Genomic DNA, 23,574 nt, shown 5'->3' with positions numbered 1-23,574 from the left:
CCGCCGTTATGCCGTCTGAATTTTTCAGACGGCAATCTTAGCCTCCTGTTTCAAAAATACTTATATTTTTTCGGAAATTTTCAGCAAAACATCAAAATTAATTCAATTTCAAAGAATTTAAATACAATTAGCTGCAAAATTTAATTACAATAACGAATTAAGCTGATGTACCAATGCAACGGCATCATGCCCGGCCGGATAACAATAGCGCAACTTATTTTACCGCTCCGTTTGAAGCCGCCTGACCAACCATAATAATCGAAGCAACACACATGATCGAACGTTGGAAACACAAACTCCCTACCCGTGAAAAAATCTTTGCTTCCCGATTTTTCAAACCTCTCGCACCGCTTTTCGACAAGCCCGAATATTGGTCGTTCAAGCGCGACAAAGTTGCTCTGTCGGTAGCTATCGGGCTTTTTTGCGGTATGCTTCCGGCTCCCACGCAATTTGCGTTTGCCCTGCTCATTGCCTATTTCACCCGCACCAATCTGCCCGTAGCTCTCTTCTCTACGCTCTATACCAACCCTCTTACCCTTATCCCTCTATATGTTGCCGCATACAAACTCGGCGGTTTACTCTTAACAGGCCATACTCCTGCCGGAGATTTGGTCATGCCGGCATTAGGAGAGCCCGGTTTTTGGGCCGATGCCGGGCGTTGGGCGCTGCAATTCGGAAAACCTTTAACCGTCGGCGTATTAGTAATGGGTATTACATTTGCCGTTTGCGGTTATATTTTGGTACAGCTTATCTGGCGCAGCAACGTTCGCCGAAAACAGGAAAAACGGCGCCAACGCCTTTCCGCAAAAAATACTCCCGCAAACCGATAAATATTTAAAACATATACAAATTAGTCACTATATTTATTAATTTAAAATACAACAAGGCCGTCTGAAATTTCAGACGGCCTTGTTGTATATATGCCATGTCGCAAGCATATTCATCGGTTCCCCGTCTTCAAGCAAACTTCATATGGGTAAAACAAAAAAATAATACGGCCGACACTCGCTAAAATAAAAGATTACATACCAAAATCATTCTCCGGCTGCGCTCGCAACCTTCCTCTAAAATGCCAAATTTCATAAAAAAATCAATAGCAGGTTTTACGCAGCGATTATTGACACCCAACACACAAAAAGCTATAAACAAACACTTTTTTTAAAATAAACTAACAAAAAATCACACATGTCTGCCTTAATCATTACTTCTATCAGCGAATCTGCATTGGCATGTACTCTGCCGCCGCCTGCTTCATTGGAAAAGCAGCAAAAACTATGGGCCTTTGCCGAAGCCGCTGCCGCCATGGAAGGTGTGTCGGAAACCGTAACAGGCATGAACAACCTTACCGTATTCGCTCACCCGCAAACCGATTTGGCCGTTCTTTCAGACGGCCTTAATAAGCTATGGGCAACAATCAAAAGCAGTGTGCATAAAGGCCGTCATATTGAAATTCCCGTATATTACGGCGGTGAGTTCGGCGAAGACCTTGCCGAAGTCGCGGCCTTTCACCAAACCACACCCGCCGAAATCGTACGCCGTCATACCGAGCCGGTTTACACCGTATATATGATGGGTTTCCAGCCCGGCTTCCCCTATTTGGGCGGTCTGCCCGAGCACCTTCACACACCGCGCCGTGCCACACCGCGCACCTCCGTTCCGGCAGGCTCTGTCGGCATCGGCGGCAGCCAAACCGGGGTTTACCCCTTTTCATCACCCGGCGGGTGGCAACTGATAGGTCGAACCGAAACCGCTTTGTTTCAAGCGGACGCTTCGCCGCCAACCCTGCTGGCCGCCGGAGATACCGTACGTTTTGTCGCGGAAAAGGTGATTCTATGATGCGCGTACATTCCGTGCAGGCTATTGCACATATTCAGGATTTAGGACGTTTCGGGTTGCGCCGCTTCGGTATCGGACATGCCGGCGCAATGGATACGCTGGCTTTGCAGGCAGGCAACCTGTTGTTGCACAATAACCCCTCGGCAGCGGCTTTGGAAATTGCCTTAGGCGGTATCAGTGTATCGTTTACCCAAGATACGCCGTTTTGCATTACCGGAGCCCTTTACCAAGCCGATCTCGATGGAGAGGCGATTCACTCATACTGGCGTTACACCGCCAAACGCGGCCAAATACTCACGCTTACCCGCGCCGTACAAGGCATGTATGGTTATTTATGTGTAGCGGGAGGTTTTAACACACCCGCCGCTCTTGGCTCTTGCAGCACAGATTTAAAAACCGGCTTCGGCGGATTTAAAGGCCGCTGTCTGCGCGCCGGCGATGAAATCGCAATCGGCCAAGGAGCACGCAAACTTTCTAAAATCGGTATCGCACCGATTGCGCTGACCAACCGCATCCATGCGTTGCCCTCTTCCGAATACGAAGCATTTACGCCGGAAGCACACCGTGCGTTGTGGTCCCAAAGCTGGACGCTGCAAAGTAACAGCAACCGCATGGGTTACCGCTTGCAGGGTGGTAATCTCACTTTACGCGAACCGCTTGAAATGCTTTCTCATGCCGTGGCATTCGGCACGGTTCAAGTTCCCCCTTCCGGCTCGCCGATAGTATTGATGGCCGATGCCCAAACCACGGGCGGTTATCCGAAAATCGCCGCCGTTGCGGCAGCCGATTTAGGGCGTTTGGCGCAAATCCGCTTCGGCAGCCCTGTTTATTTCCAACGGATAACGCCTGCCCAAGCAGCCCATCTGCAAAGAAAAAACCAAGTGTATTTAAACCAAATAAAGAAGATAGCCAATGATGCAAGTTGACCTTAATGCTGATTTAGCAGAAGGCTGCGGCAATGACCAAGCCCTGCTGCAAAGGGTTTCCTCCGCCAATATCGCCTGCGGCCTGCACGCGGGTAATGCCGCCGAAATGCAACGTGCTCTGGAGTGGGCCAAACTTAACGGTGTACGGATAGGCGCTCATCCCGGTTACCCCGACCGTGAAAATTTCGGCCGTACCAATATGGATTTACCCGAAGCGGAATTACGCGCCCATCTCCTTTACCAATTAGGAGCCATGCAGGCGTTATGCCGCGCCCAAGGTATGGAAATGGCCTATGTAAAACCGCACGGCGCGCTTTATAACCAAGCGGCTGTCAACCGTGCTTTAGCCGATATCGTGGTAGACTGCGTACGGCAGTTCGATCCCAAACTGAAACTGATGGCACTCTCCGGAAGCCAACTTTTAGAAGCCGGAAAAGCCGCCGGATTAGGTGTAATTTCGGAAGTATTTGCCGACCGGCGATATCTGTCTAACGGCAACCTGGTACCGCGCAGCCGCCCCGATGCCCAAATCGAAGATGACGACGAAGCCATTGCCCAAGTATTGCAAATGATCCGCCAAGGAACGGTAAATACCGTAGACGGCGGCGAAGTTGCCGTATGTGCCGACAGTATCTGCCTTCACGGAGACGGCGCTCATGCTTTGGTTTTCGCAGACAAAATCAGCGATGCGTTACGGGCCGGCGGTATTGCCGTCAAGGCCGGCTGAAGCCGCCCATCTTGCTTGAAATTTTCCTAATCGAAATATTTACTTTTAAAATCATATACATAAAATATCAAAGCATATCATTTCAACGGCTATGCCTCTATAACAAGGAGTTCTTCAGATGTCTAGCAAACCTTCCAACCGCAGTGCCTTAATGGGCGCGGCCTTCCTAATGGCTACTTCTGCCATAGGCCCGGGGTTTCTTACCCAAACTGCCACTTTCACCCAAACTCTTTTGGCCAGTTTCGGCTTTGTGATTTTACTTTCTATTCTGTTGGATATCGGCGCCCAATTGAATATCTGGCGCATCATTGCCGTTTCCGAACAAAGTGCACAAGACATCGCCAACAAAGTATTGCCCGGTTCGGGTTACTTTCTGGCACTATTAATCGTAATAGGCGGCTTAGCCTTCAATATCGGTAACGTCGGCGGGGCCGGCATGGGCTTGAACCTCCTCACCGGTATCAGCCCTGAGATGGGCGCCATCATCAGCGGTATCATCGCCATCGGTATATTTTTATTCCGCGAGGCAGGTAAAGTGATGGACCGCTTTGCCCAAATCATGGGTTTTGTCATGATTGCGCTGACTGTTTATGTCGCCTTTAAAGCCAATCCCCCTGTTAGCGAAGCAGTCGTACGTACTTTTGCGCCTTTGGAACTTGACGCAATCGCAATCGTTACCTTGGTAGGCGGCACGGTAGGCGGCTACATTACTTTTGCCGGCGCACACCGTTTGCTGGATGCGGGCATCAAAGGTAAAGAAGCGCTGCCCCAAGTCAGCAAAAGTTCGGTATCGGCTATCCTAATCGCCTCTATCATGCGCATCGTACTGTTTTTGGCCGTACTCGGCGTGGTATCGCAAGGCGTAGAGCTTGATCCTAAAAACCCGGCATCTACGCCGTTTGCCTATGCCGCCGGCTCGGCAGGCCTGATGATTTTCGGCGTGGTGATTTGGGCGGCCTCCATTACTTCCGTAATCGGGGCGGCTTATACATCCGTATCATTTATTGCCGGATTAAGCCCTGCCATCCAACGCCACCGTAACAAATGGATCATCGGCTTCATTCTGATCTCTACCGCCGTACTCGCCACTATCGGCCGCCCCGCGCAGGTATTGGTATTCGTCGGTACGCTCAACGGCCTGATTCTGCCTATTTCTTTGGGTTTGATCCTGATGGCCGCCTATAAAACCAAAATTGTCGGCGACTACAAACACCCGTTTTGGATGACTTTATCTGGCATCGTAGTCGTGGTATTGATGGCTATTTTGAGCGGTATCACTTTGGTTAAATATATTGGCGGACTGATGGGTTAAAACATATCTTCCGATAAAAAATGCCGTCTGAAAATTTTCAGACGGCATTTTTTAATACTCAATCAAAATGCTTTTTCAACACTTACAAACCACTGGGCGCTACTGCGGGAGTAAAAGCCCGGCATGTTACTGTCGATATTCAGATAACGGAAATTCAACCGGGGCATGATACCTTGCCAAGCCAATTTACGATGCCATACCGATGCCTGTACCTGATATTCGTGGTCTTTACGGATATAGCGGTAAACCACAGGCTCCGGCGCATCAAAAATACGGCGGGTGTAGCGCAAATTCACACGGGTGCCCAAACCGTTATCAAAGTTTTTGACTGTTCCGATGCGGACACCGCGGCGGTCGGAGGATACCGAGGCATCACGGTTATTATCTACCTGATAATCCAAACCGCCGAACACCGTCCACGAGCGGTCTACCCTATATGTGGCGGTGGTACCCAACGCATTACTGAATCCGTTATACCGTTTGGCCGTTTCTTCCTTATCATAGCGCCGCTCGGTACGCGAAGCGTTAAGCGCAATGTTCAGCCTGGGCGACACTTTATAGCCGTATTCCCATCCTGCGCCGTGTAAGCGGCTGTAAGAGGAGCCTCCCAACCAGTTTTTCTCAACAAACGGGATTACACCCCATGAACGGTTCGCATTCTGATTCTTATAACCTGACGACAAGCGCAGGCTTTGTTCGTCATAATCATGGTTGTCCCAATAAAACACGCCGTCCCCGCTCAAATTGGCATGAATGAAATGGTTGCCACCTATATTTTTATCACGCTTAAACCCTGCACCGTAGCGGAAACCTTCGGCACTTTGCGGCAGACTTTCGGCATTTTTTGTCCACCGTTTTCCCTGCCATTCGATTACGCGCTCATTTGAGGCATTGTTTACATTATCCGTACGCTCATAGTGTAAAGAAAAATCCGGCTGCCACGCCTGCACCTTGTCCAACGCCTTGCTATAGGCCGCCGCCATATTTTTAGCACGGGGTGGCAAATCGGAATCCTTCAGCGAAGACAACACTTCCTCGGCCTCTTTGTATTGTTTATCTTCGACCAACATCAAACCCAAATCAAGCTTGACGTAATCTAGCTCCGGCTGTTCCTCAAGCAGGCTGCGATAACGTTTTACCGCCTCGCCTACCTGCCCCTGCTTACGCAATAAAGCACCTTCGGCATGACGAATCAGGTTTTGGTCGGGCTGCTCACTCCGGCGGTATACTGCCAACAAATCTGTCAATAAATCCCATTGTTTGTTTACTACCGCCCGGTTAATCAAATAGACCAATGTCTCCGGCTTGGCAAGTAAATCTGTTTCGGTTAATACCTCCGACCCCAGTTTTTCAGACGGCTTATCGGGTAATACTTCTTGCGACGATGTCTTGTATCTTTCCACACCGTTTCCAAAAGATACCGGATCGGGTGCCGGCTGTGGCGGAGTTGTCTGATTTTGCGCATAAAGCGGCGAAGAAAAAACCAATAGAAGAGTAAGTGTTTTCTTAAACATGATGATGATTTTTCATGGTTATCGCAAACGGATTTTTCCTGCCTATATATAAGCAGACCATCCTTATTTTATTGAAACACGCATTTTAAAACAGGCCGTCTGAAAAGATAATATACACTTTCAGACGGCTTTAAATTATAACATTAATTACTATATTTTAAGTTAAAATTTCTTTTCTATCTCAACAAATACACCTTGCTTGCTAAATGTATTTAAAATACTGTTACTTTGATTTTTCTGCCGTTGCCAAGATAATTTGGGCGTCAACCCGGCAATCTCAAATTTATCATTCCATAATGTTCCGCTCAGCAACGTATACTGATCCCTACGATGATGTATTCCCGTAAACAAAGTGCCTCCCCCATATTTGCGCTTTTCCTTCACCAAGCCAAGCTGCCCTTTAAAACCGGCGGGCAGCTGCTGCGACCACAATAAGCGCATACGGCGGCTTTGATAACGGTCTTCAGAATCCCGGGTTCCGTAATGGCGGCCAATATCAACACCAATCAAAGCACCAAAACCGCCATTAGGATCACTACCGGCCAAATTAAAGCTAATCTCATTGTTTTTATTGTTATATATCCGACGCTCTTTCCTAGAAAGTTTTTCTTGTGCATGATCAAAGGCAACCGAAGTGGTTATATAATCTTGCCAACGGCGGGCCAAACTAAAACGGCTGCCGACTGTATGGGAATAGGGACGGTTGCCATAAAAACGCTTTCCTGCATACGGCTTGACGGATAAATCATAGCGCCGATCCGACCAACCCAGCACCATAGCAGTTTGAATATTCAAATCATTAAAATCCCTTGCCTTCTTATAATATTTTCCCCATATATCCGCATAAGGTTGTAAATAAAAACCTTTAGGTAGCGCAATACGGCGGGCCACATTAGATTGAAAGCGTATACCGCTATCTTCAATTTTTTCATTAAACGTAAAACCACCAGAGCTACGGGCATCAGGGGCATTATTAAGATTGCGGTCGTAAATAAATGAAGCAGATAAATCGGCTTGCCATTTTCCTCTTTGCTCCAATGAATTGGCATATAAAGCGACAGCTTCTTTTATAGTATTATCGGAAGCGTTTGCCTTCAGATCATCCAATATCTGCCGCGCTTCGTAATTTTGTTTGTTCACAGCCATTGAAGCAGCCAGATAAAGCGAAGCTGCCTCCGCATAATGAGAATCCACACCTGCCTGCCGAAAATATCCGGCCGCTTCGGCATATTCCTTTTTATGCATTAGCAAAATACCTTGGGCATAGGCGGCCAATGCAGGGTTATGCCCGGGCAAACGCATATATAAAGGCAAAATTTTTGAAATCCCCGCCACATTGTTCCTGCCGACAACCGATTGCATAGCTTGCTCCAACAATCGGGGCTGGGCCAAAATTTGCTCGCTGCTAACTTGGTATACCCCATGTTCCGAAGACAATATGGGATATTCATTAGGAACAGCCGTGCTTTCCAATAAATGACTGCTGTGTTCCAACTTGCGTTGCAAATCGGGCGGTTCATCCGAAGGATTCAAAGTTTGCGCCATCGACTCCCCTACACCGACACACAATAAACAGCCCCAAAAGATAAATATCCGCCCACACGACACTTCCGATAAGCCTTTGAACAATAACTTCATACTTTTATCCGGTGAAATAATTTTTTACCGATTTCATTCCACAATGCGGTAGAAAATGAATCAGAAGGAAAAGCCGGCACTCTCTTTAAAGCCTGCCGCCTGTCTAAACACCACACTCTTAAAAACAGGGCTATCTGCCTGCTTTATTCGTGAAGTAGGCAGATAACCCAAATTTATAAGCGGTTAAAACTTTATTTCGAAACTAACTTGGTAATTGCGTCCCGGTGCTGCTAGGGCAGTATAGTTAGGGGTAGAAATCCGTGCATCCAAGCCATAGGAGGTTTGGCGCAGAGATTCCCAAGTGGTATAGCGGTAGTTAAATAAGTTATACACCCCGGCCCGTAAAACGCTATTTTTACCAAAACGATAATGACCAGACAAATCGGCAATACGCCAGCTTTTTGCACGGACATCCATACTATCACTGACTTTTTCTTCTCTACCCTGACGCATATTTAGTACCAATTCATTAGGATTTTTAGCCTTTGAATATGTAGTAGTAAAATTTATTCCCCATTTATCATCCGGTCGGTTGTAATCAATACCGTACACAATCCTCAACGGCTGTATTGCATCTAGGGAGTATCCAAAAACCATACTATATTCAGGACTGATTTCCACTGTTCCCTTATGTTTAGTCTGGCTGACACGAGCAAATAATCTCAAACCTTCCGGTAATTTCTGCCAAAGCGTGTTACCATCCACATATGCACTAACATCAAACCCATAAGTCTTAACCCTATGCAGATTGTAATAAACGTTATCTCCATGACCGATACCGCTCGGTTTTGGCTTAGAGGCTACTCCAATCAAATCCCGATAGCTTGTCCAAAAATAACTCCCTGAAAATTTTAGTAAAGGACTCTGCCAATTTATGCCGATTTCATTATTTAGCGATTTTTCTGCCTTGGGCGGCTGATGCTGCAAAAATACACTGCTGATATTAAAATCTGGCCCTAGCTGCTCTACTATACTTGGTACCCTAAAACCACTGCTGTTACGGTAAGAAAATGCTAAACCATCAACAGGGCGATACTGCATGCCCAAATCCCATGAAAGATTACCATAACGGCTATTAGTAAAGATGATCCCTCTTTTCTTTTGTTCATCATCTGGTTTCGCTGAAAAATTATGTCGGTCATATCGGACTCCGCCACTCAATGATACTTTTTCATCCAAATCCACATGGTTACCCACAGAAACAAACCAATGTTTCCCCTTAATCGGCCCTGCATGATCTGAATAATCATATTCAGATACTTCAAATCCGGTAATAGTTGGATCAACCTTAACGTATCGAGCGCGTTCGTCTACATCAAACTGGGATTGGGTATAGCCGCTACGAAAGTATAAATCGTAAGTTATATCCTTAAATTGCCACTGCTTACCGGCATCTAACTCGAACCGTGTATCTTTTTGCGCCAAGACGGTATCCAACCAATAGCCGCGTTTGCCAACATTATCCGCACTTTTTTCAGGCCAGCAGTTGATATCTATACTCGGCCAAGGAGAGCAGTTCAATGTTTTCACAGTAGTTTTTAGCTGTAAATCCCGACTATCTGCCCGTAGAGTTAATGTATCCGGCAACCAACCCGAATCATTTTCGGAGGCTCGATATTTATATTCGATACCCAAGCGCCGATTATCATGGTCATCTACATAAAACCTGGTCGGCGTATATTTAATTACATCACTATCAATTTCATATAGTGGTTCTTGTACATCCTTTATCGTTCGTGCTCCATGATAATTCGGTACAAACATATCCCGAACTTGGTATTTCTGTCGGCTGTTTTCTACTACTGCGCCAACATAATGTTCCGGCGTAATATTCCAACCAAATTTAGATAACCACGATCCACTCAAATAATCTAGCGGATTAGGTATCCGACGTATCGCACCGCTTTCCGCATCTGTACCACTCACTTGGTTGGCAGAAAGCAACCTCCCTCGTGAAGCATCTGAATAGTTCTGCACATAAACACTTTGTTTATATAAATCACCATGCGCTTTGGTCTCATGCCCGCCTCGGTGGGTATATTGGATAAACCCTTCAAAATCTCCAATACGACCAGCTAAAGCAAGTGATCCCATCTTACGCATATCTTTCGATGTAAATCCGGTTTTAAAACGTCCGGAAAAATTCTCCCTCTCATCCAAAAAATCAGAAACATCTTTGGTAGTAGCAGCAACTGCACCCCCTAATGCCCCACTACCTGACTCAAAAGAAGCAGATCCTTTATTCAACACAACTTCCTTCAAGTTTTCATATTCGACTTCATTTTGAGCGCCGCTGGAACGTGAAGCAGAATTAAGCCCTGCAGTTCGATCTCTCCTTTTCAGCATAACCGCCTGCCCCATACCGTCCACCGTTACCGCTACCCGTTCTTTTTCAACACCACGTATAGCATAGCCTCTCGATGTTCCCCGTCCCCCCGACTCATTCACGGCAATTCCCGGATCGTAACGCACTAAATCACGAATGTTTTCCACCTGCTCGCGCTGTAATCTTCCGGATATTTTCTTAATTTCGCCCAAACCGCTGGCATTACCGCTTTTTACAGGTGAACGCTTTCCCCATACGTGAACAGTTTCAAGCTCCGCTTCGTTCAGTGCTGCATCTTCTGATAAGTTCGTATTTTGTGCCGCTCCGGCACATAAAGGTATACCTAGAAAAACCGTAGATACTACATAAGCCAGATAATTGATACGAAAGCGTCGGGTGAATAATAAATTTGACATACCATTCCTTATTAACCTGCATGCAGACAAACCGCACGACAACTTGGAGAGCCTAATTCGATAGCCTCCAAACCTGAATTACATAATTGAAAAATTAGGAAATCTATTGAAAATAAAGATTATTTAATTTGCTTAGCACCAAATACTGCGGCAAATGAATGATCATCTTTAGTAACGGTTCCGCCCAATTCGTTGGCTTTACTGCCGTAAAAATGGCCATGAACCCGCCCTTCTCCCGCAATCAAATTACGGCTTAGATTGTTACCGCTGTCGGCATTGATCTTTAATATTGCCTTATCGGTTGAAAAACCATTACCTTTGATATCTGCGGCAAACTCTACCGCCCCCGGCACACCGGCGGCACTGTGTAAGTTACCCAGCAGTTTTTTATTAGAAAAATCGGCGGTGAAGTCGGCATCTAGCTTACTACCGGAGAACAAAACTCCTTTTCCGTCTTGGCTACTGAAACCGTAGCCGTACCAAAAACCGTTATACTTAGCCTTACCATTTACCGGCATATCAGATTCAGGCGTTACATGGCCTTGGATAAAATAACCTGCCTTGTTGCTGGTTTGGCTGGCCACATCGAAGTAGCGTCCCAAGCGTACAAAATCAAAAACATCACAACATATCGGATTGGCCGTACTCTTTTCTGCCATTTTATCTAGTTCAATCAGCATTCCATCCAACTGCAACAACTTGATATCACCTGAAAAATTATTGTTCTCAAAACCTTTTGCCGATTCAGATATCTGATAGTTCTTGGTCATTTCGGGATTAAAGCGCAAAACAGAACTGTGTATCTGCTTACCGTCTGTTTTAATGCCGTCTGAAGTTTTCTGTTCTGCGGCAAAAACACCGACAATACTACCCGTTTTACCATTTAGGCGGCCGGCTAACTCACTGGCTTTCGGCCCGAAAAATGAACCGCTTACATCCGCTTTATCATCTAAGGGGTTATTAGATGAATCATCTTCAAATAAAGTCGTACCTTTGGTATTTTTTACCGCTTCGCCACGAAATCCGTTGCCACTGATATTTGCCGAAATGTCATAGTGAATCTGACCGCCGCGACGGTTTGAATTTTGTGCTTTCAAAGCCCCGTTCAATGTTTTACTGCCAAAATCAACTTTAAAATCCGCCGTATTCTGTTTACTGAAACGCCCATTATCCGGTTGGCTGCCCGCAAGATGAAAACCGTTGCTCGAAACCTGATTTCGAGTGGCATACTCCCACGTACCCGAATACTCCGCAGTACCGCCTACCGGCATATCGGCAGTTTTGTTTTGTCCTTTGTAATAGATATTGCGGTACATTTTATCTTGCCAACGCTTCTCCCCTTTCACCACGATATCTACGAAACCAACCTTGCTATATTCAAAAGCATGCTCACGCAAACGGGTTTCTTTCGATGTATCCTCACGAAAATCCGTTCCATAGCGTTTACCAAACAAACCATGTTTAGCTAAATCCGACTCCAGAGCAACGTCATCCAAGCCATTCCCGGGATACCATTTTTCCCCATCGTGTTTTAGTGAAATCAGACGCTCTTCTTTTTTACCATCGTCTGCCACAAAGCGGATGGCATCGTATTGGCTCGCGTCTTTATCCACCCGGGTTTCAGTTACCGCTTTCACACCATGTTTTTCCCAATCTTCTCCCCACGGTACGGTTACGGTATAACCCAACTCGGTTTGATCTGCCGCTGTTGGCGTATCCCCTTTTATATACACAGGCCCACGTTGAATATTGCTACTACGGTCCGGAATCTTATCAACTTCCAAACTTCCTCCCCCTGAAGCACAACCGGTGCAATAAACCGCCAGCAAACATAAATTCAAATATCCCAATTTATGCCGAAACATACCACCTCCATCATTAAAACATTGTTTTATAAAATATAAAAATAAAACCATTACCAGCAACACCCAACTTTACTACTGTAAAGGTTAATTAACATACAAATTTATTATAAAATATAATTATTATTATTTGCAAATAATAATAATTATATTTTATATATATATTCTTTTATATTTGATTTTAAAAAGCGGGTTAAAAAAGGCCGTCTGAAAAATTTCAGACGGCCTGGTATATGGGGCATAACCATTTCATTAAATAAAGAAAAGCTTTTGATTACACAGATAAAAACTAATCATCCTCTATTAAGAAACCATACGTTAACCCTATTTGCATACAGCTCAAATTATTTATTTTCTTTTCCATTGTATGACTGCCCGTTCCAAGTATTACTGCACCTTGAACCATAAAAATATAAAAAGATGCCGTCTGAAAATTTCAGACGGCATCTTTTTATCTCACCATTTACGGATTCATCACACGGGCCAATAAGGCTTTTTCTTTACCTTTCATTGATGGAATCTGTACTTGGACACCGTTACCGGGAGCCACCTCAACTGCTTCTCCCTTACGTTTCATCTGCGCCAATACCAGTGTTTGATTTCCACTCGGATGAATAATTTCCAAGGTATCACCGACACTGAATTTGTTTTTCACATCCACTGTAGCCCAGCCCTCTTCATCAATTTCTGTAACTTGACCGACAAATTGGCTTTGCTTGGCCAAAGAATGGCCTGAGAGATAGTTTTGGTACTCTTTTGTCTGGTGGCGTTCCAAAAATCCGGGAGTATAGCCGCGATTGGCCAAGCCCTCCAGCTCAGCCAGCAAGCTGTAATCGAAGGGACGGCCGGCAACGGCATCATCAATAGCCTTGCGGTAGGCCTGAGCCACACGGGCAACGTAATATACGGACTTAGTACGTCCTTCTACTTTCAAACTGTCTACGCCGATTTCCGCCAGCTTGGCCACTTGCTCAATCGCACGTAAGTCTTTGGAGTTCATGATGTAAGTGCCGTGTTCATCCTCCATAATCGGCATCAGCTCACCGGGGCGGTTCGCTTCTTCTATTAAGAATACTTTATCAGCAGCCGGATGGCGGATTTGTCCGTTAATGCCTTCGAAAACTGAATTGGCTTCTTCTTGGGCTTTATTAAAATCAAAACCTTGCAAGAGTTTGCTGTCACCCATTTCATCGGTTTCGGTATCATGTACTTTGTAATCCCAACGGCAAGCGTTGGTACAAGTACCTTGGTTGGGGTCGCGGTGGTTGAAATAACCCGAAAGCAGGCAGCGGCCGGAATAAGCAATACACAATGCACCGTGTACAAATACCTCCAACTCGATATCCGGGCATTCTTGGCGGATTTCGGCGATTTCTTCCATAGAAAGCTCGCGGGAAAGAATAATGCGCTCCACACCGATTTTCTGCCAGAATTTCACGCCCCACCAGTTGGTGGTATTCGCTTGCACGGAAAGATGAATAGGCATTTCCGGCCAACGCTCGCGTACATTCATGATCAAGCCTGGGTCTGCCATAATCAAAGCATCGGGCTTCATGGCAATCAATGGCTCCATATCCGCTATGAAGGTTTTCAGCTTACTATTGTGCGGTAAGGTGTTGACTGTAAGAAAGAATTTTTTACCGCGCTCGTGCGCTTCTCGGATGCCGGTTTCCAATACGTCCAATTTGGCAAATTCGTTGTTACGCGCACGCAGCGAGTAACGCGGGCTACCCGCATAAACGGCATCCGCACCGTAATCAAATGCGGCACGCATACGCTCCAAGCCGCCGGCCGGTAATAAAAGTTCGGGAGATTTCATGTGTGTTTTAAACCTTACAAATGTTTCAGACGGCGTGAAGCGCCGTCTGAAACAGATAAATATCGTTAGATAGAGTGTTGTAAATTATCCGCCTTTTTCAACTTCGGGTCAATTTATACCTTTACGGTTATCGTGTTCGCACCGGTTCTACCCGGTAGCCAACCTGACGTAAACGGCGTATTAAGCCATGTTCTCCATCAAGATGCGCCGCTCCTACCGCCACCAAAGTCGGCTCTTTAGGCAAAATTTCAATCAGCTTTGGCAGCCATTGCTGGTTTCGCTCGATTAAAAGCTTATTGTATAGAAAGTCTTGCCAGTATGCCCTGTCGCGCCCGGGCGTTCCTGCCAATACATAGTTCGGATTAGCCAAATCCGACCACAACTTTAAAGCGTTACCTGCATAGTAGTCTTCAATTGCTTGTGCCTGCTGCTTTAAAAAACGCTTGGGATTGCGATTGATGACATCAAAACCCCGCTTGATTTTATCTTCGGGAACAGTTTGAAAATAATGCAAAGGCTCCAAGCGCTCTAACGCCATCACTGTCTTTCCGCTTTCCGTTGCACGCTTAATCAACTGGACATCAATACCGTATTCGGAAGAATAACCTTTGGGCACAAACAAGCTTTGAACGGAAAGCCATACGGCCCAAGGTTTCAATTTACTGTTGCCGTCAAATGCCAATTTGTCGTTACCTAGCGATAAAGAACGGTTTAATGCCTCTATCCGCCTTGCCCCCAGCGATTGATTTAAAGTTCGGCCGTCTGCCATCAGTAAAAACATTTTTGCCATATCCGCGGCATAGCGGGGATCATGCAATTCGGCCTCATTGCTTTCTACCACCAACCGTTCAACTCGATCCAATGCACCCTGATAAGCAGCCGGCAGCCGCACACCCACAGGGCCGACGTGCATCGTACCCAACAGATAAGAATCAGGTCTACCTTCTTTGCTGATTTTCCATAAAAATGTGTTGTCTTGAATATTACTTTTAGCAAACCCCGTCACTGCCCAAAACAAAGCAAATAACGTCAATAAAATTTTCTGCATATTCCGCCTTTTCAACAAAACCGTTTTTAAACAGTAGTTTTCCTCTTTCCCCGCAATATTGTTGTACTGTATTTCATTTAATAATATTCAATATGAATCTGGCTTAGAAAATTTCAGACGGCCAATATTATGTGTTCAGGCCGTCTGAAATCATCTTCAATATCGTTACTCACCACCCGTAATAACGCCGAAACGGCCTCTGAAACGGATAATAAAAGTCATCCCAGTCATCGTAGTAATAACGTATCTGTTGCAACTTTTTCTGAGAAATATAGTTCTGCCAAGCCATTTTGTAGCAGCTTTGGAACATAGGATCAGAAATCTTATCAATATATTGCAAGCGAAATTCCTTTCCTGCCTTACTATCCAAGTCGACGGATTTATCAAATTGCGCCCGCATGATTTCAGCCGTTTTTACATCACATTGTGCTGCCAAGGTAATCTGAAGATCTTGCTCGTAACGGCGCCTTGCTTCTTCTCTGGCCGCAATCTGCTCGGGAGTGGCTGCACAGCCCGCCAATACCGATACAGCCAAACCGCAGAATACCGGAATATATTTCATAGCACCTCCCAAACTATCGATAAACTCTACAAACTTATAAAAAAGGAACGGCCGCTCGTCCGTATTAACGACTATTTGTCTGCCCGCCAAAAAATATCGGCTACCGACCTCCGACATTCAGGTCGAAATTCCTATCTTGAATAACTATAAAGCAATTTACGCTATCCGATGCTTGTTCTGCAAGTGATATAACGACAATCCCACTGCCATTGCACCACCAAACCACAACATTTCGACTCTCAGCATGCCTATCAATACCAATGCAGGCCCCGGACAAATACCTGCTACACCCCAACCGATACCGAATAGAGCACTGCCCAGCAATAAAGATTTGTCGATATGTACGGTTTCCGGACTATGAAACCGTTCCGACCATTTTGGTTGCGCTTTGTGCTTTGCGCCTCTTCCGATACGAAAAGCCCATAATGTAACAATTACCGCTCCCGTCATCACAAAAGCCAACGACGGATCCCAATTACCAAATACATCCAAAAAATTCTGCACTTTTTGCGGATTAGCCATTCCCGAAAGCAGCAGACCGAATCCAAATAAAAGGCCGGACAAAAATACCCCTAAAATCTTCATACTATACCCACCATATGCTTCAATATAAAAACAGTTAAAAATCCAAACAGCATAAACACACCCACCGCCACTGCCGAGCGTTTTGATAACCGCCCCAAACCGCATACCCCATGTCCGCTGGTGCAACCAGAACCTAAACGTACTCCGTAACCTACCAATAATCCACCTAACACCAAAAGGACCGGCTGATTCGTGACTACAATCTCCGGAATACCAAACCAAATTTTATATAACCAAGGTGAAACCAAAACACCTGCAACAAATGCCACTCGCCAAGCCCCACCCCGAAAAAGCCCGGCTAAAATACCGCTACACCCCATAATCCGGCCATACCCACGCCATAATATTGCGGCTGCGAAACCAATAAGCAGACCGCCCGCCAATGCAGATAACCAAGTATTCATTACAACCCCAAACAAATAAAACATAATATCATGACTTTTAAATTTTAAAACATAAAATAAAAATCAAATTTGCCTGAAGCATTCAAACAAACGTAACAAAATTTAGCTGCAAAAATACAACTGCTCACGTATCAATATGTAAATTCTATGATTACAATGACTTTTACCATGCAACATCATTGACGGACCGTTCATTCAGTATCATAATTTTATTATATTCAAAAATATAGTTTTATTTGTGAATATAACTACGGGAAAAATAAGCAGCAATTTCGCTGTATAACTTGAAAACCTATTGCTTCAGCTTACATCATTTCATCTTGGAGTATTTTCTATGATAGAACGCCTTATACCGATTTTTGCTGTAATCGGCGTATTATCCAGCATCGGCTATTTAAGCCTAATGGTATGGGTAATGTATAACCGCCTTGATCCACGCAAAACCAATCACCAAATACATCATCACTAAAGTGCTTAGCAATGCATATTAAACGCCCGCCTGAATAATCACAGGCGGGCGTTTTTATTACGCTGATTTCGGTTTTACGATCAAAGCAAATATCTTTTCATTACAAAAAATGAACCCACCATCCATATAAAATCAACTGCTAATAAGCTATAAAATTTCAATATAATTATAATTACTAAAATTAAAATAAAATGACAAATAAAAATAAAATATTATTGTTTATTTACACTTTTAATAATATCAGGTATTCTCAGAATTGTTTTATGTAGTTCAAAGTAATTAAATAAAACAAATAAAAATCTTTAAAAAATAATATTAACTCTTAACACTTTACACTCCTATCTTATGTTATATACATACTCAAATAATCCTTGTGCAATATACTCTGACAGTACTCATGTTTGTGAAAATCATTTCCACATCAAAAAATGGCTTTCATACTTTCACAAAAAAATTAAGATAGACATAAGAATTCTCTTAATTATTGGGTGTATAAAATTTCTACAATAATTCTTTCCATCTATTGCATTCCCAAGTAGAGCTCCCGCCATCCCACGAACCTCCCCAAAATATACACCCACCAATACGGGCACCATCATGTTAAGCATTTTCTTCAGCAGCGTTTTATTAACGCCCATTGCTGCAGCCATTATCGCTATCAGCCGTAAAAAACAATTTACCTACAATACCAATAAAGACTATCAATATGATTTACCTATTTCTGCAAAAGTACAGTTGAAAAACGGTACGCTGGAGTTACCGGCAAATTTAAACGAAGGAGATACAGTAATAGCCAAAATACGTGTGAAATCATCTTTATCTGGCTACTGGAAACTCCCTGTAATCACAGTTGAATCAAGCAAAGGCCAATGGCAGCATCCTGTCGAACACGGAGGTCGCGGCATACGTTATCTCAACCTAAGCCACACATTCAGCGAAACAGATAAATGCATAAAGCTTATTGCGCAAAGATTAGCCTTTTCCAATCAGGAAATCGAATTATCCGTTTATCCGGCCCGACAGTTAGAAGGTAAAAAAATTCTGGTTATCGCACCTCATGCTGATGATGCCGAATTATCTGCATACGGTTTATACGAAACACACGCGCAAAATAGTTTTATTGTCACATTAACTGCCAGCGAGGGAGGCAGCTTCCACTATCCCAACCTTTACAACCGCACCCAACCCGAAGAAGCAGAAGCCCAATATCTGCAAAAGGGGCGTATGCGCGTTTGGAACAGCCTAACCGTTCCGCTATTAGCCAAAGTTCCCTCTGAACAAATCTTACAACTTGGCTTTTTTGACGGTACTTTAGAAGAAATGTACCAACATCCCGATATGGAAGTGAAATCAACTAAACTGGATACGGCAGACCTGAATATCTTCCGCAGCGGTAACTCATCCGAATTCTCGAAGCAGCTGACCGGCGGCTCAACTTGGCATGATTTGGTCGGCAATCTCGCCCATATTATTCAAGTATTTCAGCCTGATATTATTGTTGTCCCTACTCCCAATCTAGACGCACATAAAGACCACCAAATGGCGGCCATGGCAACTTTTGACGCACTGAAAAAAATCGATTACCGCAAAGGTGAATTGTTTTTACATACCTTACACTATATCGGCGATGATTACCCCATCGGCCCAAGCGGATCCATGCTGAGCCTGCCGCCAAAATTTGAGCACCCGTTTTATTTCCGCTCTATCTTTTCTCACCCACTTACAAAAGAAGAGCGTAACCGGAAACTATTAGCGTTGGATGCTATGAATGATATCCGCCCCAATTCCGACAACTATTTATCACCACAACATATGCTCTTCAGAGGTTTGAATACTTTGCGTCATCATATTCTGCACATTGATAAAAACCTGATCAGCCGCTTTGTCCGCAGTAATGAGCTGTTTTATATCGTGCCTGTAAGCGATCTTTACAATGATGAGCTGTATCAAAAAATCTCTTATAGAGCAAAGCATTACAATTAAATCAATACAAGCGCCAACAACCTATTTATTAAGACATATGACCGACAGCCTGTTTTTCAGACGGCCTCTACTGTCGGTCATATATTTTTATCCATATTTCAATATTTCTTTAAATATTGAAATATGGATGCTATCATTCGACAATGGATATTGAAACTGCAAGCAAATTATTCGGCACATTAGGTTCTGCCACACGGTTGGCCGTTTTCCGCATACTGGTTACTCAAGGTGACGCTGGGATGGTGGCCGGAGAAATCGCTAAAACCCTCAACATATCTCCAGCCAACCTCTCCTTCCATTTGAAAGACTTGTGCCACACGGGCTTAATCAAAGCCACACAAGAAGGCCGCTTTCAACGCTATCATGCAGATTTGGCACTTATGGTCGGGCTTACTACATTTCTAACCGAAGAATGTTGCTCCAACTATCCTCCAACACAAGGCGCACAAAATTCCCATTGCCGCCAAGCCGTATCTTCACTGGATACTATTTGTATAGCCCATTCCGACAAAAAATCCGAACCAATATGAAACTTTCCAAGTTCAAACAACATCTCCACAACCTTAATGCACTGACATTCATCCTGCCCTGCGGTTCTGCCGTACCCGCACATTTCCATATTACCGAAGTCGCCAAAAACGATAAGCACTTTATTGATTGCGGCGGTATTATCCGCCATGAAACCCGAATAGGTTTCCAATTATGGGTAGCGCACGATACCGAACACAGGCTTTCACCCGCCAAATTGTTGAGCATCATCCGCCTGAGCGAGCGTAAATTGGATTTGCCCGATGCAGAAATCGAAGTCGAATACCAATATCAAACCATCGGCAAATACCACCTTTCTTTTTCAGACGGCATTTTCCGTTTGGAGAACACTCTGACCGCATGCCTTGCACCCGACCAATGCGGTATTCCGCAACAAAAACCGCGTATCCGACTGGGAAACTCATTATGCAAAAAGTAACCATCTATCACAATCCAAATTGCGGCACTTCCAGAAATGTCCTCGCCTTAATCCGCAATGCAGGTATCGAGCCGCACATTATCGAATACCTCAAAACACCGCCAAGCGAATCCGACTTACGCGGTTTGCTGGCGGCAAGCGGTCTAAGTGCACGTTCGGCCTTGCGAACCAATGTTCCCGAATTTCAAGCCTTTCATCTTAACGATGATACCTTAAGCGAAGAAGCCGTTATAGCCGCCATGCTAAAAGCCCCTATTCTGATTAACCGCCCTTTTGTGGTCACCCCTTTGGGTACGGCATTATGCAGGCCGTCTGAAAAAGTGTTGGATATTCTGCCTTCTCCGCAGCAAGGGGTATTTTTTAAAGAAGATGGCGAACCGGTTATCGACGCTAACGGGCAGCGGATTAAACACTTGTAACAATAACCAACTTTCTAATGAACGGGGCGATAAATAATGGGAATTTTTGAACGCTTTTTAAGCATTTGGGTTGCCTTGGCGATTGCCGCAGGCGTTTTGTTGGGTTTAACGGTACCCAATATCTTTGCAGCCGTTGCCCAACTCGAATGGGCACATGTTAATTTGCCGGTGGCTGTTTTAATTTGGTTAATGATTTACCCGATGATGATCCAGATTGATTGGTCGGCAGTAAAAAAAGTCGGAAAACGCCCCAAAGGTTTATTCCTTACCTTAATCATTAACTGGCTAATAAAACCATTCACTATGGCAGCTCTGGGTTGGCTGTTTTTCAAAGTTTTCTTTGCCTCAATGGTAAACCCCAACGATGCCCAACAATATATTGCAGGTATGATTTTACTAGGCGTTGCACCGTGCACCGCCATGGTTTTCGTATGGAGCCAACTCGTTAAAGGTGATCCCAACTATACTTTGGTGCAGGTATCCGTTAATGATTTAATTATGATTGTTGCCTATGCACCTATTGCCGCTGTTTTACTCGGTGTTTCCGAAATTATGGTTCCTTGGAGTACGCTGCTGCTTTCAACCCTACTCTACGTTGTATTACCGCTCGCAGCAGGCATGATGACACGCCGCTTATTAATCAAACGCAAACATTCTATTACTGTTTTTTCAGGCCGTCTGAAACCTTTTGCCGTTTGCGGGCTGATATTGACCGTTATCCTACTATTCGGTTTCCAAGCTCAAACCATCATCGCACAACCATTGGTCATCGTATTGATCGCTATCCCTCTGCTGTTACAAACATACGGCATATTTTTTATCGGCCGCATCGGTGCCCGTCTACTCAAGCTACCGCATGAAATCGCCGCACCCGCCTGCTTAATCGGAACATCTAATTTTTTCGAATTGGCCGTTGCAGTAGCCATCTCACTTTTTGGACTTCATTCCGGAGCAGCTCTGGCTACTGTTGTCGGCGTATTGGTGGAAGTGCCCGTTATGCTGTCTTTGGTCGCATGGATAAATGCCAAACACAAAACTGAATCTCCATTGCATTAATCACATTGTTCAATTTATTTCCTCTTCATTTAAGCATAAAATTCTATTTTTTTATCAAAAAAATCAAAAGCATTTCACAAACCCAATAAATTTTTTTGAAACTTTCCCAAATCACGGATAGTCGTAAAGTACAAGTGCGGCATAACCCCGCACCCTCTTGAACAGTATGAGGCTCTTTGAGCCGGCAAGTACTGAAAAGCTTCGATACTCCTGAAAAAGCAGAATATATGTAAACGCATGACTGCTTTCCCAACCTGAGTTATCAAAGGGAAGGAACGGAGCATTATTTGAAAAACAATCGAAAGGTTTGAAATATGAAAAAATTATTGGCAACTACTGCTTTGATTATGATGCTGTCTGCTTGTGCCAGCAACGATGCAAAACAAGAACAGCAGTCTTCCCACCCTCAAGGCGCCAACCCTGCAGTTGAGCAAGCTCTGCAAGAGTGCCAACAAACCACCGGTGCCGGCCAAGACCGTGCCGCTTTCGATGCCTGCATGAAAGAAAAAGGATTTGAACGGCCGGCCGAGCAACAACCTGCTGCAACCTCCGAAGCAGCCGCTTCTGCCGCCAATTAACAAGCGAAATACACGAAGCCTGACTGAATTTCGTAAACATGCTGAAGGCAGCGGAGCGGTACTTACATATAGGTTTTAAGGTTGTTATCAGCTGCGCAAAACTGTTAAAAAATCAAACAAACATGTAAGATTCCAAGCTAACCTACCGTATCTAGCGGTAAAACATCCAGATAACTTATACGCTTGTTTGATTTCTTCAGCAGCAAAACCAAGCTTATCCGGAACGATTTTTTATCTGCTGCTCTTTTAAAATAAATGCCGTCTGAAAACCAAAATAGTTTTCAGACGGCATTTTTAAAACAACGGATAGTATCTAAAAAATCACAGAAACCGCCGAGATATGCAACATCTTAGTCAAAAGAATAAAGTTTATGCCTCTGCTCTAATTTGTTGTAGGAAACGTTTGGTTCGCTCATGCTTCGGATTTTGGAATAACTGTTCGGGTGAGCCCTGCTCTACAATTACCCCGCCGTCCATAACGACCACTGTTGTTGCCACATCCAAAGCAAATTTAATTTCATGGGACACAACTACCATAGTCCAGCCCTCGCGCGCCAGCTCTTTCATAGTTGCCAACACGTCTTGCACCAGTTCGGGGTCAAGCGCCGAAGTAGGCTCGTCAAATAGTAACAACTCAGGCTGGATTGCCAAAGCTCTGGCAATTCCTACCCTTTGTTGTTGGCCGCCGGAAAGTTGGAAAGGATAAAGATCAGCCTTATCTCCTAAACCAACTTTCTCCAACAAAGCCCGTGCCTCCGCACGAGCCGTCTCTACAGGCTTGCCTTGTACGGCTACTGGCCCTTCCATCACATTTTCCAATGCAGTTTTATGGGGAAAAAGATTGTATTGTTGGAAAACCATGCCAGATTTACGGCGTAGCATCAATACATCTTTTTTAGACGGCTTAGTGGCAAAATCAATTTTTAATGCAGGAGAACCGTCGAATTCGATTTCACCTTTTTCAGGCATTTCCAGAGCATTAAGGCAGCGAAGAAAAGTCGTTTTCCCAGAGCCGGAAGGCCCAAGTACCACCACCACATTGCCTTTAGCAATATCCAAATCAATACCGCGAAGAATCTGGTTACTACCGAAAGCCTTATGAATATTACGGATTTTTATCATCTATC

22 protein-coding genes are annotated in these 23,574 nt (G+C 44.6%); 12 read left to right on the top strand and 10 right to left on the bottom strand.

All coding sequences use genetic code 11. From position 1 onward, the window contains the following. Nucleotides 1-272: 272 nt before the first annotated feature. The 5 genes from LVJ86_RS03155 (at nucleotide 273) to LVJ86_RS03135 (ending at nucleotide 4,801) form a co-directional block, all read left to right on the top strand. Complete coding sequence (locus LVJ86_RS03155) at nucleotides 273-830, top strand: DUF2062 domain-containing protein (RefSeq protein ID WP_047761153.1); 558 nt, start codon at nucleotides 273-275, stop codon at nucleotides 828-830. A 355-nt stretch (nucleotides 831-1,185) separates the two neighbouring features. Further along, on the top strand, nucleotides 1,186-1,836 hold the full coding sequence (gene pxpB / locus LVJ86_RS03150) for a 5-oxoprolinase subunit PxpB (protein ID WP_047761152.1): 651 nt from the start codon (nucleotides 1,186-1,188) through the stop codon (nucleotides 1,834-1,836). After that, nucleotides 1,833-2,762: a 5-oxoprolinase subunit C family protein gene (locus tag LVJ86_RS03145; protein ID WP_047761151.1), complete on the top strand. Its 930-nt coding sequence runs from the start codon at nucleotides 1,833-1,835 to the stop codon at nucleotides 2,760-2,762. The genes pxpB and LVJ86_RS03145 overlap by 4 nt, the downstream gene beginning before the upstream one ends. Further along, nucleotides 2,749-3,489 (top strand): 5-oxoprolinase subunit PxpA, encoded by a 741-nt coding sequence (pxpA, locus tag LVJ86_RS03140; protein ID WP_047761150.1) that lies wholly within the window; start codon nucleotides 2,749-2,751, stop codon nucleotides 3,487-3,489. Before LVJ86_RS03145 ends, pxpA begins: the two co-directional genes overlap by 14 nt. A 118-nt stretch (nucleotides 3,490-3,607) precedes the next feature. Further along, nucleotides 3,608-4,801: an NRAMP family divalent metal transporter gene (locus LVJ86_RS03135; RefSeq protein WP_047761149.1), complete on the top strand. Its 1,194-nt coding sequence runs from the start codon at nucleotides 3,608-3,610 to the stop codon at nucleotides 4,799-4,801. 62 nt (nucleotides 4,802-4,863) lie between these two features. Here the strand turns inward: LVJ86_RS03135 and LVJ86_RS03130 are convergent, their stop codons facing one another. From LVJ86_RS03130 to LVJ86_RS03090, 9 genes are all read right to left on the bottom strand, one after another. Continuing rightward, entirely contained in the window at nucleotides 4,864-6,315 is a 1,452-nt protein-coding gene (locus LVJ86_RS03130) for a surface lipoprotein assembly modifier (RefSeq protein WP_053008339.1), read from the bottom strand. Nucleotides 6,316-6,477: 162 nt separating this feature from the next. Then, nucleotides 6,478-7,953: a surface lipoprotein assembly modifier gene (locus tag LVJ86_RS03125; RefSeq protein ID WP_082131257.1), complete on the bottom strand. Its 1,476-nt coding sequence runs from the start codon at nucleotides 7,951-7,953 to the stop codon at nucleotides 6,478-6,480. Between the two features lie 183 nt (nucleotides 7,954-8,136). Next, entirely contained in the window at nucleotides 8,137-10,695 is a 2,559-nt protein-coding gene (locus LVJ86_RS03120) for a TonB-dependent hemoglobin/transferrin/lactoferrin family receptor (protein WP_047761147.1), read from the bottom strand. Between the two features lie 119 nt (nucleotides 10,696-10,814). Continuing rightward, nucleotides 10,815-12,560, bottom strand: a complete 1,746-nt coding sequence (locus tag LVJ86_RS03115) for a transferrin-binding protein-like solute binding protein (protein WP_047761146.1) — start codon at nucleotides 12,558-12,560, stop codon at nucleotides 10,815-10,817. A gap of 460 nt (nucleotides 12,561-13,020) precedes the next feature. Continuing rightward, a complete protein-coding gene (gene trhP / locus LVJ86_RS03110; protein WP_047761145.1) occupies nucleotides 13,021-14,376 on the bottom strand; it encodes a prephenate-dependent tRNA uridine(34) hydroxylase TrhP in 1,356 nt (451 codons plus the stop codon). Nucleotides 14,377-14,503: 127 nt separating this feature from the next. Continuing rightward, nucleotides 14,504-15,424, bottom strand: a complete 921-nt coding sequence (locus tag LVJ86_RS03105) for a TraB/GumN family protein (protein ID WP_047761144.1) — start codon at nucleotides 15,422-15,424, stop codon at nucleotides 14,504-14,506. A 169-nt stretch (nucleotides 15,425-15,593) separates the two neighbouring features. Beyond that, entirely contained in the window at nucleotides 15,594-15,986 is a 393-nt protein-coding gene (locus LVJ86_RS03100) for a hypothetical protein (protein ID WP_047761184.1), read from the bottom strand. 156 nt (nucleotides 15,987-16,142) lie between these two features. Then, a complete protein-coding gene (locus tag LVJ86_RS03095) occupies nucleotides 16,143-16,571 on the bottom strand; it encodes a YeeE/YedE family protein (protein ID WP_047761143.1) in 429 nt (142 codons plus the stop codon). Then, nucleotides 16,568-16,975, bottom strand: coding sequence for a YeeE/YedE family protein (locus tag LVJ86_RS03090; protein ID WP_047761183.1), 408 nt, complete (start codon nucleotides 16,973-16,975; stop codon nucleotides 16,568-16,570). Before LVJ86_RS03090 ends, LVJ86_RS03095 begins: the two co-directional genes overlap by 4 nt. A 334-nt stretch (nucleotides 16,976-17,309) precedes the next feature. Between LVJ86_RS03090 and LVJ86_RS11045 the strand changes: the two genes are divergently transcribed. The 7 genes from LVJ86_RS11045 (at nucleotide 17,310) to LVJ86_RS03060 (ending at nucleotide 22,447) form a co-directional block, all read left to right on the top strand. Then, nucleotides 17,310-17,444 (top strand): hypothetical protein, encoded by a 135-nt coding sequence (locus tag LVJ86_RS11045; protein WP_268777878.1) that lies wholly within the window; start codon nucleotides 17,310-17,312, stop codon nucleotides 17,442-17,444. A gap of 597 nt (nucleotides 17,445-18,041) precedes the next feature. Then, entirely contained in the window at nucleotides 18,042-19,427 is a 1,386-nt protein-coding gene (locus LVJ86_RS03085; RefSeq protein WP_047761142.1) for a PIG-L deacetylase family protein, read from the top strand. A 143-nt stretch (nucleotides 19,428-19,570) separates the two neighbouring features. Then, nucleotides 19,571-19,957 (top strand): ArsR/SmtB family transcription factor, encoded by a 387-nt coding sequence (locus tag LVJ86_RS03080; protein WP_075968086.1) that lies wholly within the window; start codon nucleotides 19,571-19,573, stop codon nucleotides 19,955-19,957. After that, nucleotides 19,954-20,394, top strand: coding sequence for a DUF6428 family protein (locus LVJ86_RS03075; RefSeq protein ID WP_047761141.1), 441 nt, complete (start codon nucleotides 19,954-19,956; stop codon nucleotides 20,392-20,394). Before LVJ86_RS03080 ends, LVJ86_RS03075 begins: the two co-directional genes overlap by 4 nt. Then, nucleotides 20,382-20,813 carry an arsenate reductase (glutaredoxin) gene (gene arsC / locus LVJ86_RS03070; protein ID WP_047761140.1) on the top strand — a complete coding sequence of 144 codons (432 nt, stop codon included), beginning with the start codon at nucleotides 20,382-20,384 and terminating at the stop codon, nucleotides 20,811-20,813. The genes LVJ86_RS03075 and arsC overlap by 13 nt, the downstream gene beginning before the upstream one ends. A gap of 36 nt (nucleotides 20,814-20,849) precedes the next feature. After that, on the top strand, nucleotides 20,850-21,869 hold the full coding sequence (gene arsB / locus LVJ86_RS03065) for an ACR3 family arsenite efflux transporter (RefSeq protein ID WP_047761139.1): 1,020 nt from the start codon (nucleotides 20,850-20,852) through the stop codon (nucleotides 21,867-21,869). 314 nt (nucleotides 21,870-22,183) lie between these two features. After that, a complete protein-coding gene (locus LVJ86_RS03060; protein WP_047761138.1) occupies nucleotides 22,184-22,447 on the top strand; it encodes a hypothetical protein in 264 nt (87 codons plus the stop codon). 369 nt (nucleotides 22,448-22,816) lie between these two features. Here LVJ86_RS03060 and LVJ86_RS03055 read toward each other — a convergent pair whose 3' ends face one another. Beyond that, nucleotides 22,817-23,569 carry an amino acid ABC transporter ATP-binding protein gene (locus LVJ86_RS03055; RefSeq protein ID WP_047761137.1) on the bottom strand — a complete coding sequence of 251 codons (753 nt, stop codon included), beginning with the start codon at nucleotides 23,567-23,569 and terminating at the stop codon, nucleotides 22,817-22,819. Between the last annotated feature and the right edge of the window lie 5 nt (nucleotides 23,570-23,574).

Origin of the sequence: Neisseria arctica, assembly GCF_022870905.1 — a bacterium.
Lineage (GTDB): Bacteria > Pseudomonadota > Gammaproteobacteria > Burkholderiales > Neisseriaceae > Neisseria > Neisseria arctica.
The sequence above is the reverse complement of the archived record's forward strand: the minus strand, read 5'-3'. Positions and strand labels throughout refer to the sequence as shown.

What these genes read in the sequence shown, in the direction of transcription:
- LVJ86_RS03105 (WP_047761144.1), bottom strand. Translation starts at nt 15,424, where the DNA reads ATGCAGAAAATTTTATTGACGTTATTTGCTTTGTTTTGGGCAGTGACG.
- LVJ86_RS03095 (WP_047761143.1), bottom strand. Translation starts at nt 16,571, where the DNA reads ATGAAGATTTTAGGGGTATTTTTGTCCGGCCTTTTATTTGGATTCGGT.
- LVJ86_RS03145 (WP_047761151.1), top strand. Translation starts at nt 1,833, where the DNA reads ATGATGCGCGTACATTCCGTGCAGGCTATTGCACATATTCAGGATTTA.
- LVJ86_RS03155 (WP_047761153.1), top strand. Translation starts at nt 273, where the DNA reads ATGATCGAACGTTGGAAACACAAACTCCCTACCCGTGAAAAAATCTTT.
- pxpB (WP_047761152.1), top strand. Translation starts at nt 1,186, where the DNA reads ATGTCTGCCTTAATCATTACTTCTATCAGCGAATCTGCATTGGCATGT.
- LVJ86_RS03125 (WP_082131257.1), bottom strand. Translation starts at nt 7,953, where the DNA reads ATGAAGTTATTGTTCAAAGGCTTATCGGAAGTGTCGTGTGGGCGGATA.
- LVJ86_RS03055 (WP_047761137.1), bottom strand. Translation starts at nt 23,569, where the DNA reads ATGATAAAAATCCGTAATATTCATAAGGCTTTCGGTAGTAACCAGATT.
- LVJ86_RS03115 (WP_047761146.1), bottom strand. Translation starts at nt 12,560, where the DNA reads ATGTTTCGGCATAAATTGGGATATTTGAATTTATGTTTGCTGGCGGTT.
- LVJ86_RS03090 (WP_047761183.1), bottom strand. Translation starts at nt 16,975, where the DNA reads ATGAATACTTGGTTATCTGCATTGGCGGGCGGTCTGCTTATTGGTTTC.
- LVJ86_RS03130 (WP_053008339.1), bottom strand. Translation starts at nt 6,315, where the DNA reads ATGTTTAAGAAAACACTTACTCTTCTATTGGTTTTTTCTTCGCCGCTT.
- arsC (WP_047761140.1), top strand. Translation starts at nt 20,382, where the DNA reads ATGCAAAAAGTAACCATCTATCACAATCCAAATTGCGGCACTTCCAGA.
- trhP (WP_047761145.1), bottom strand. Translation starts at nt 14,376, where the DNA reads ATGAAATCTCCCGAACTTTTATTACCGGCCGGCGGCTTGGAGCGTATG.
- LVJ86_RS11045 (WP_268777878.1), top strand. Translation starts at nt 17,310, where the DNA reads ATGATAGAACGCCTTATACCGATTTTTGCTGTAATCGGCGTATTATCC.
- LVJ86_RS03120 (WP_047761147.1), bottom strand. Translation starts at nt 10,695, where the DNA reads ATGTCAAATTTATTATTCACCCGACGCTTTCGTATCAATTATCTGGCT.
- LVJ86_RS03135 (WP_047761149.1), top strand. Translation starts at nt 3,608, where the DNA reads ATGTCTAGCAAACCTTCCAACCGCAGTGCCTTAATGGGCGCGGCCTTC.
- arsB (WP_047761139.1), top strand. Translation starts at nt 20,850, where the DNA reads ATGGGAATTTTTGAACGCTTTTTAAGCATTTGGGTTGCCTTGGCGATT.
- pxpA (WP_047761150.1), top strand. Translation starts at nt 2,749, where the DNA reads ATGATGCAAGTTGACCTTAATGCTGATTTAGCAGAAGGCTGCGGCAAT.
- LVJ86_RS03100 (WP_047761184.1), bottom strand. Translation starts at nt 15,986, where the DNA reads ATGAAATATATTCCGGTATTCTGCGGTTTGGCTGTATCGGTATTGGCG.
- LVJ86_RS03085 (WP_047761142.1), top strand. Translation starts at nt 18,042, where the DNA reads ATGTTAAGCATTTTCTTCAGCAGCGTTTTATTAACGCCCATTGCTGCA.
- LVJ86_RS03080 (WP_075968086.1), top strand. Translation starts at nt 19,571, where the DNA reads ATGGATATTGAAACTGCAAGCAAATTATTCGGCACATTAGGTTCTGCC.
- LVJ86_RS03060 (WP_047761138.1), top strand. Translation starts at nt 22,184, where the DNA reads ATGAAAAAATTATTGGCAACTACTGCTTTGATTATGATGCTGTCTGCT.
- LVJ86_RS03075 (WP_047761141.1), top strand. Translation starts at nt 19,954, where the DNA reads ATGAAACTTTCCAAGTTCAAACAACATCTCCACAACCTTAATGCACTG.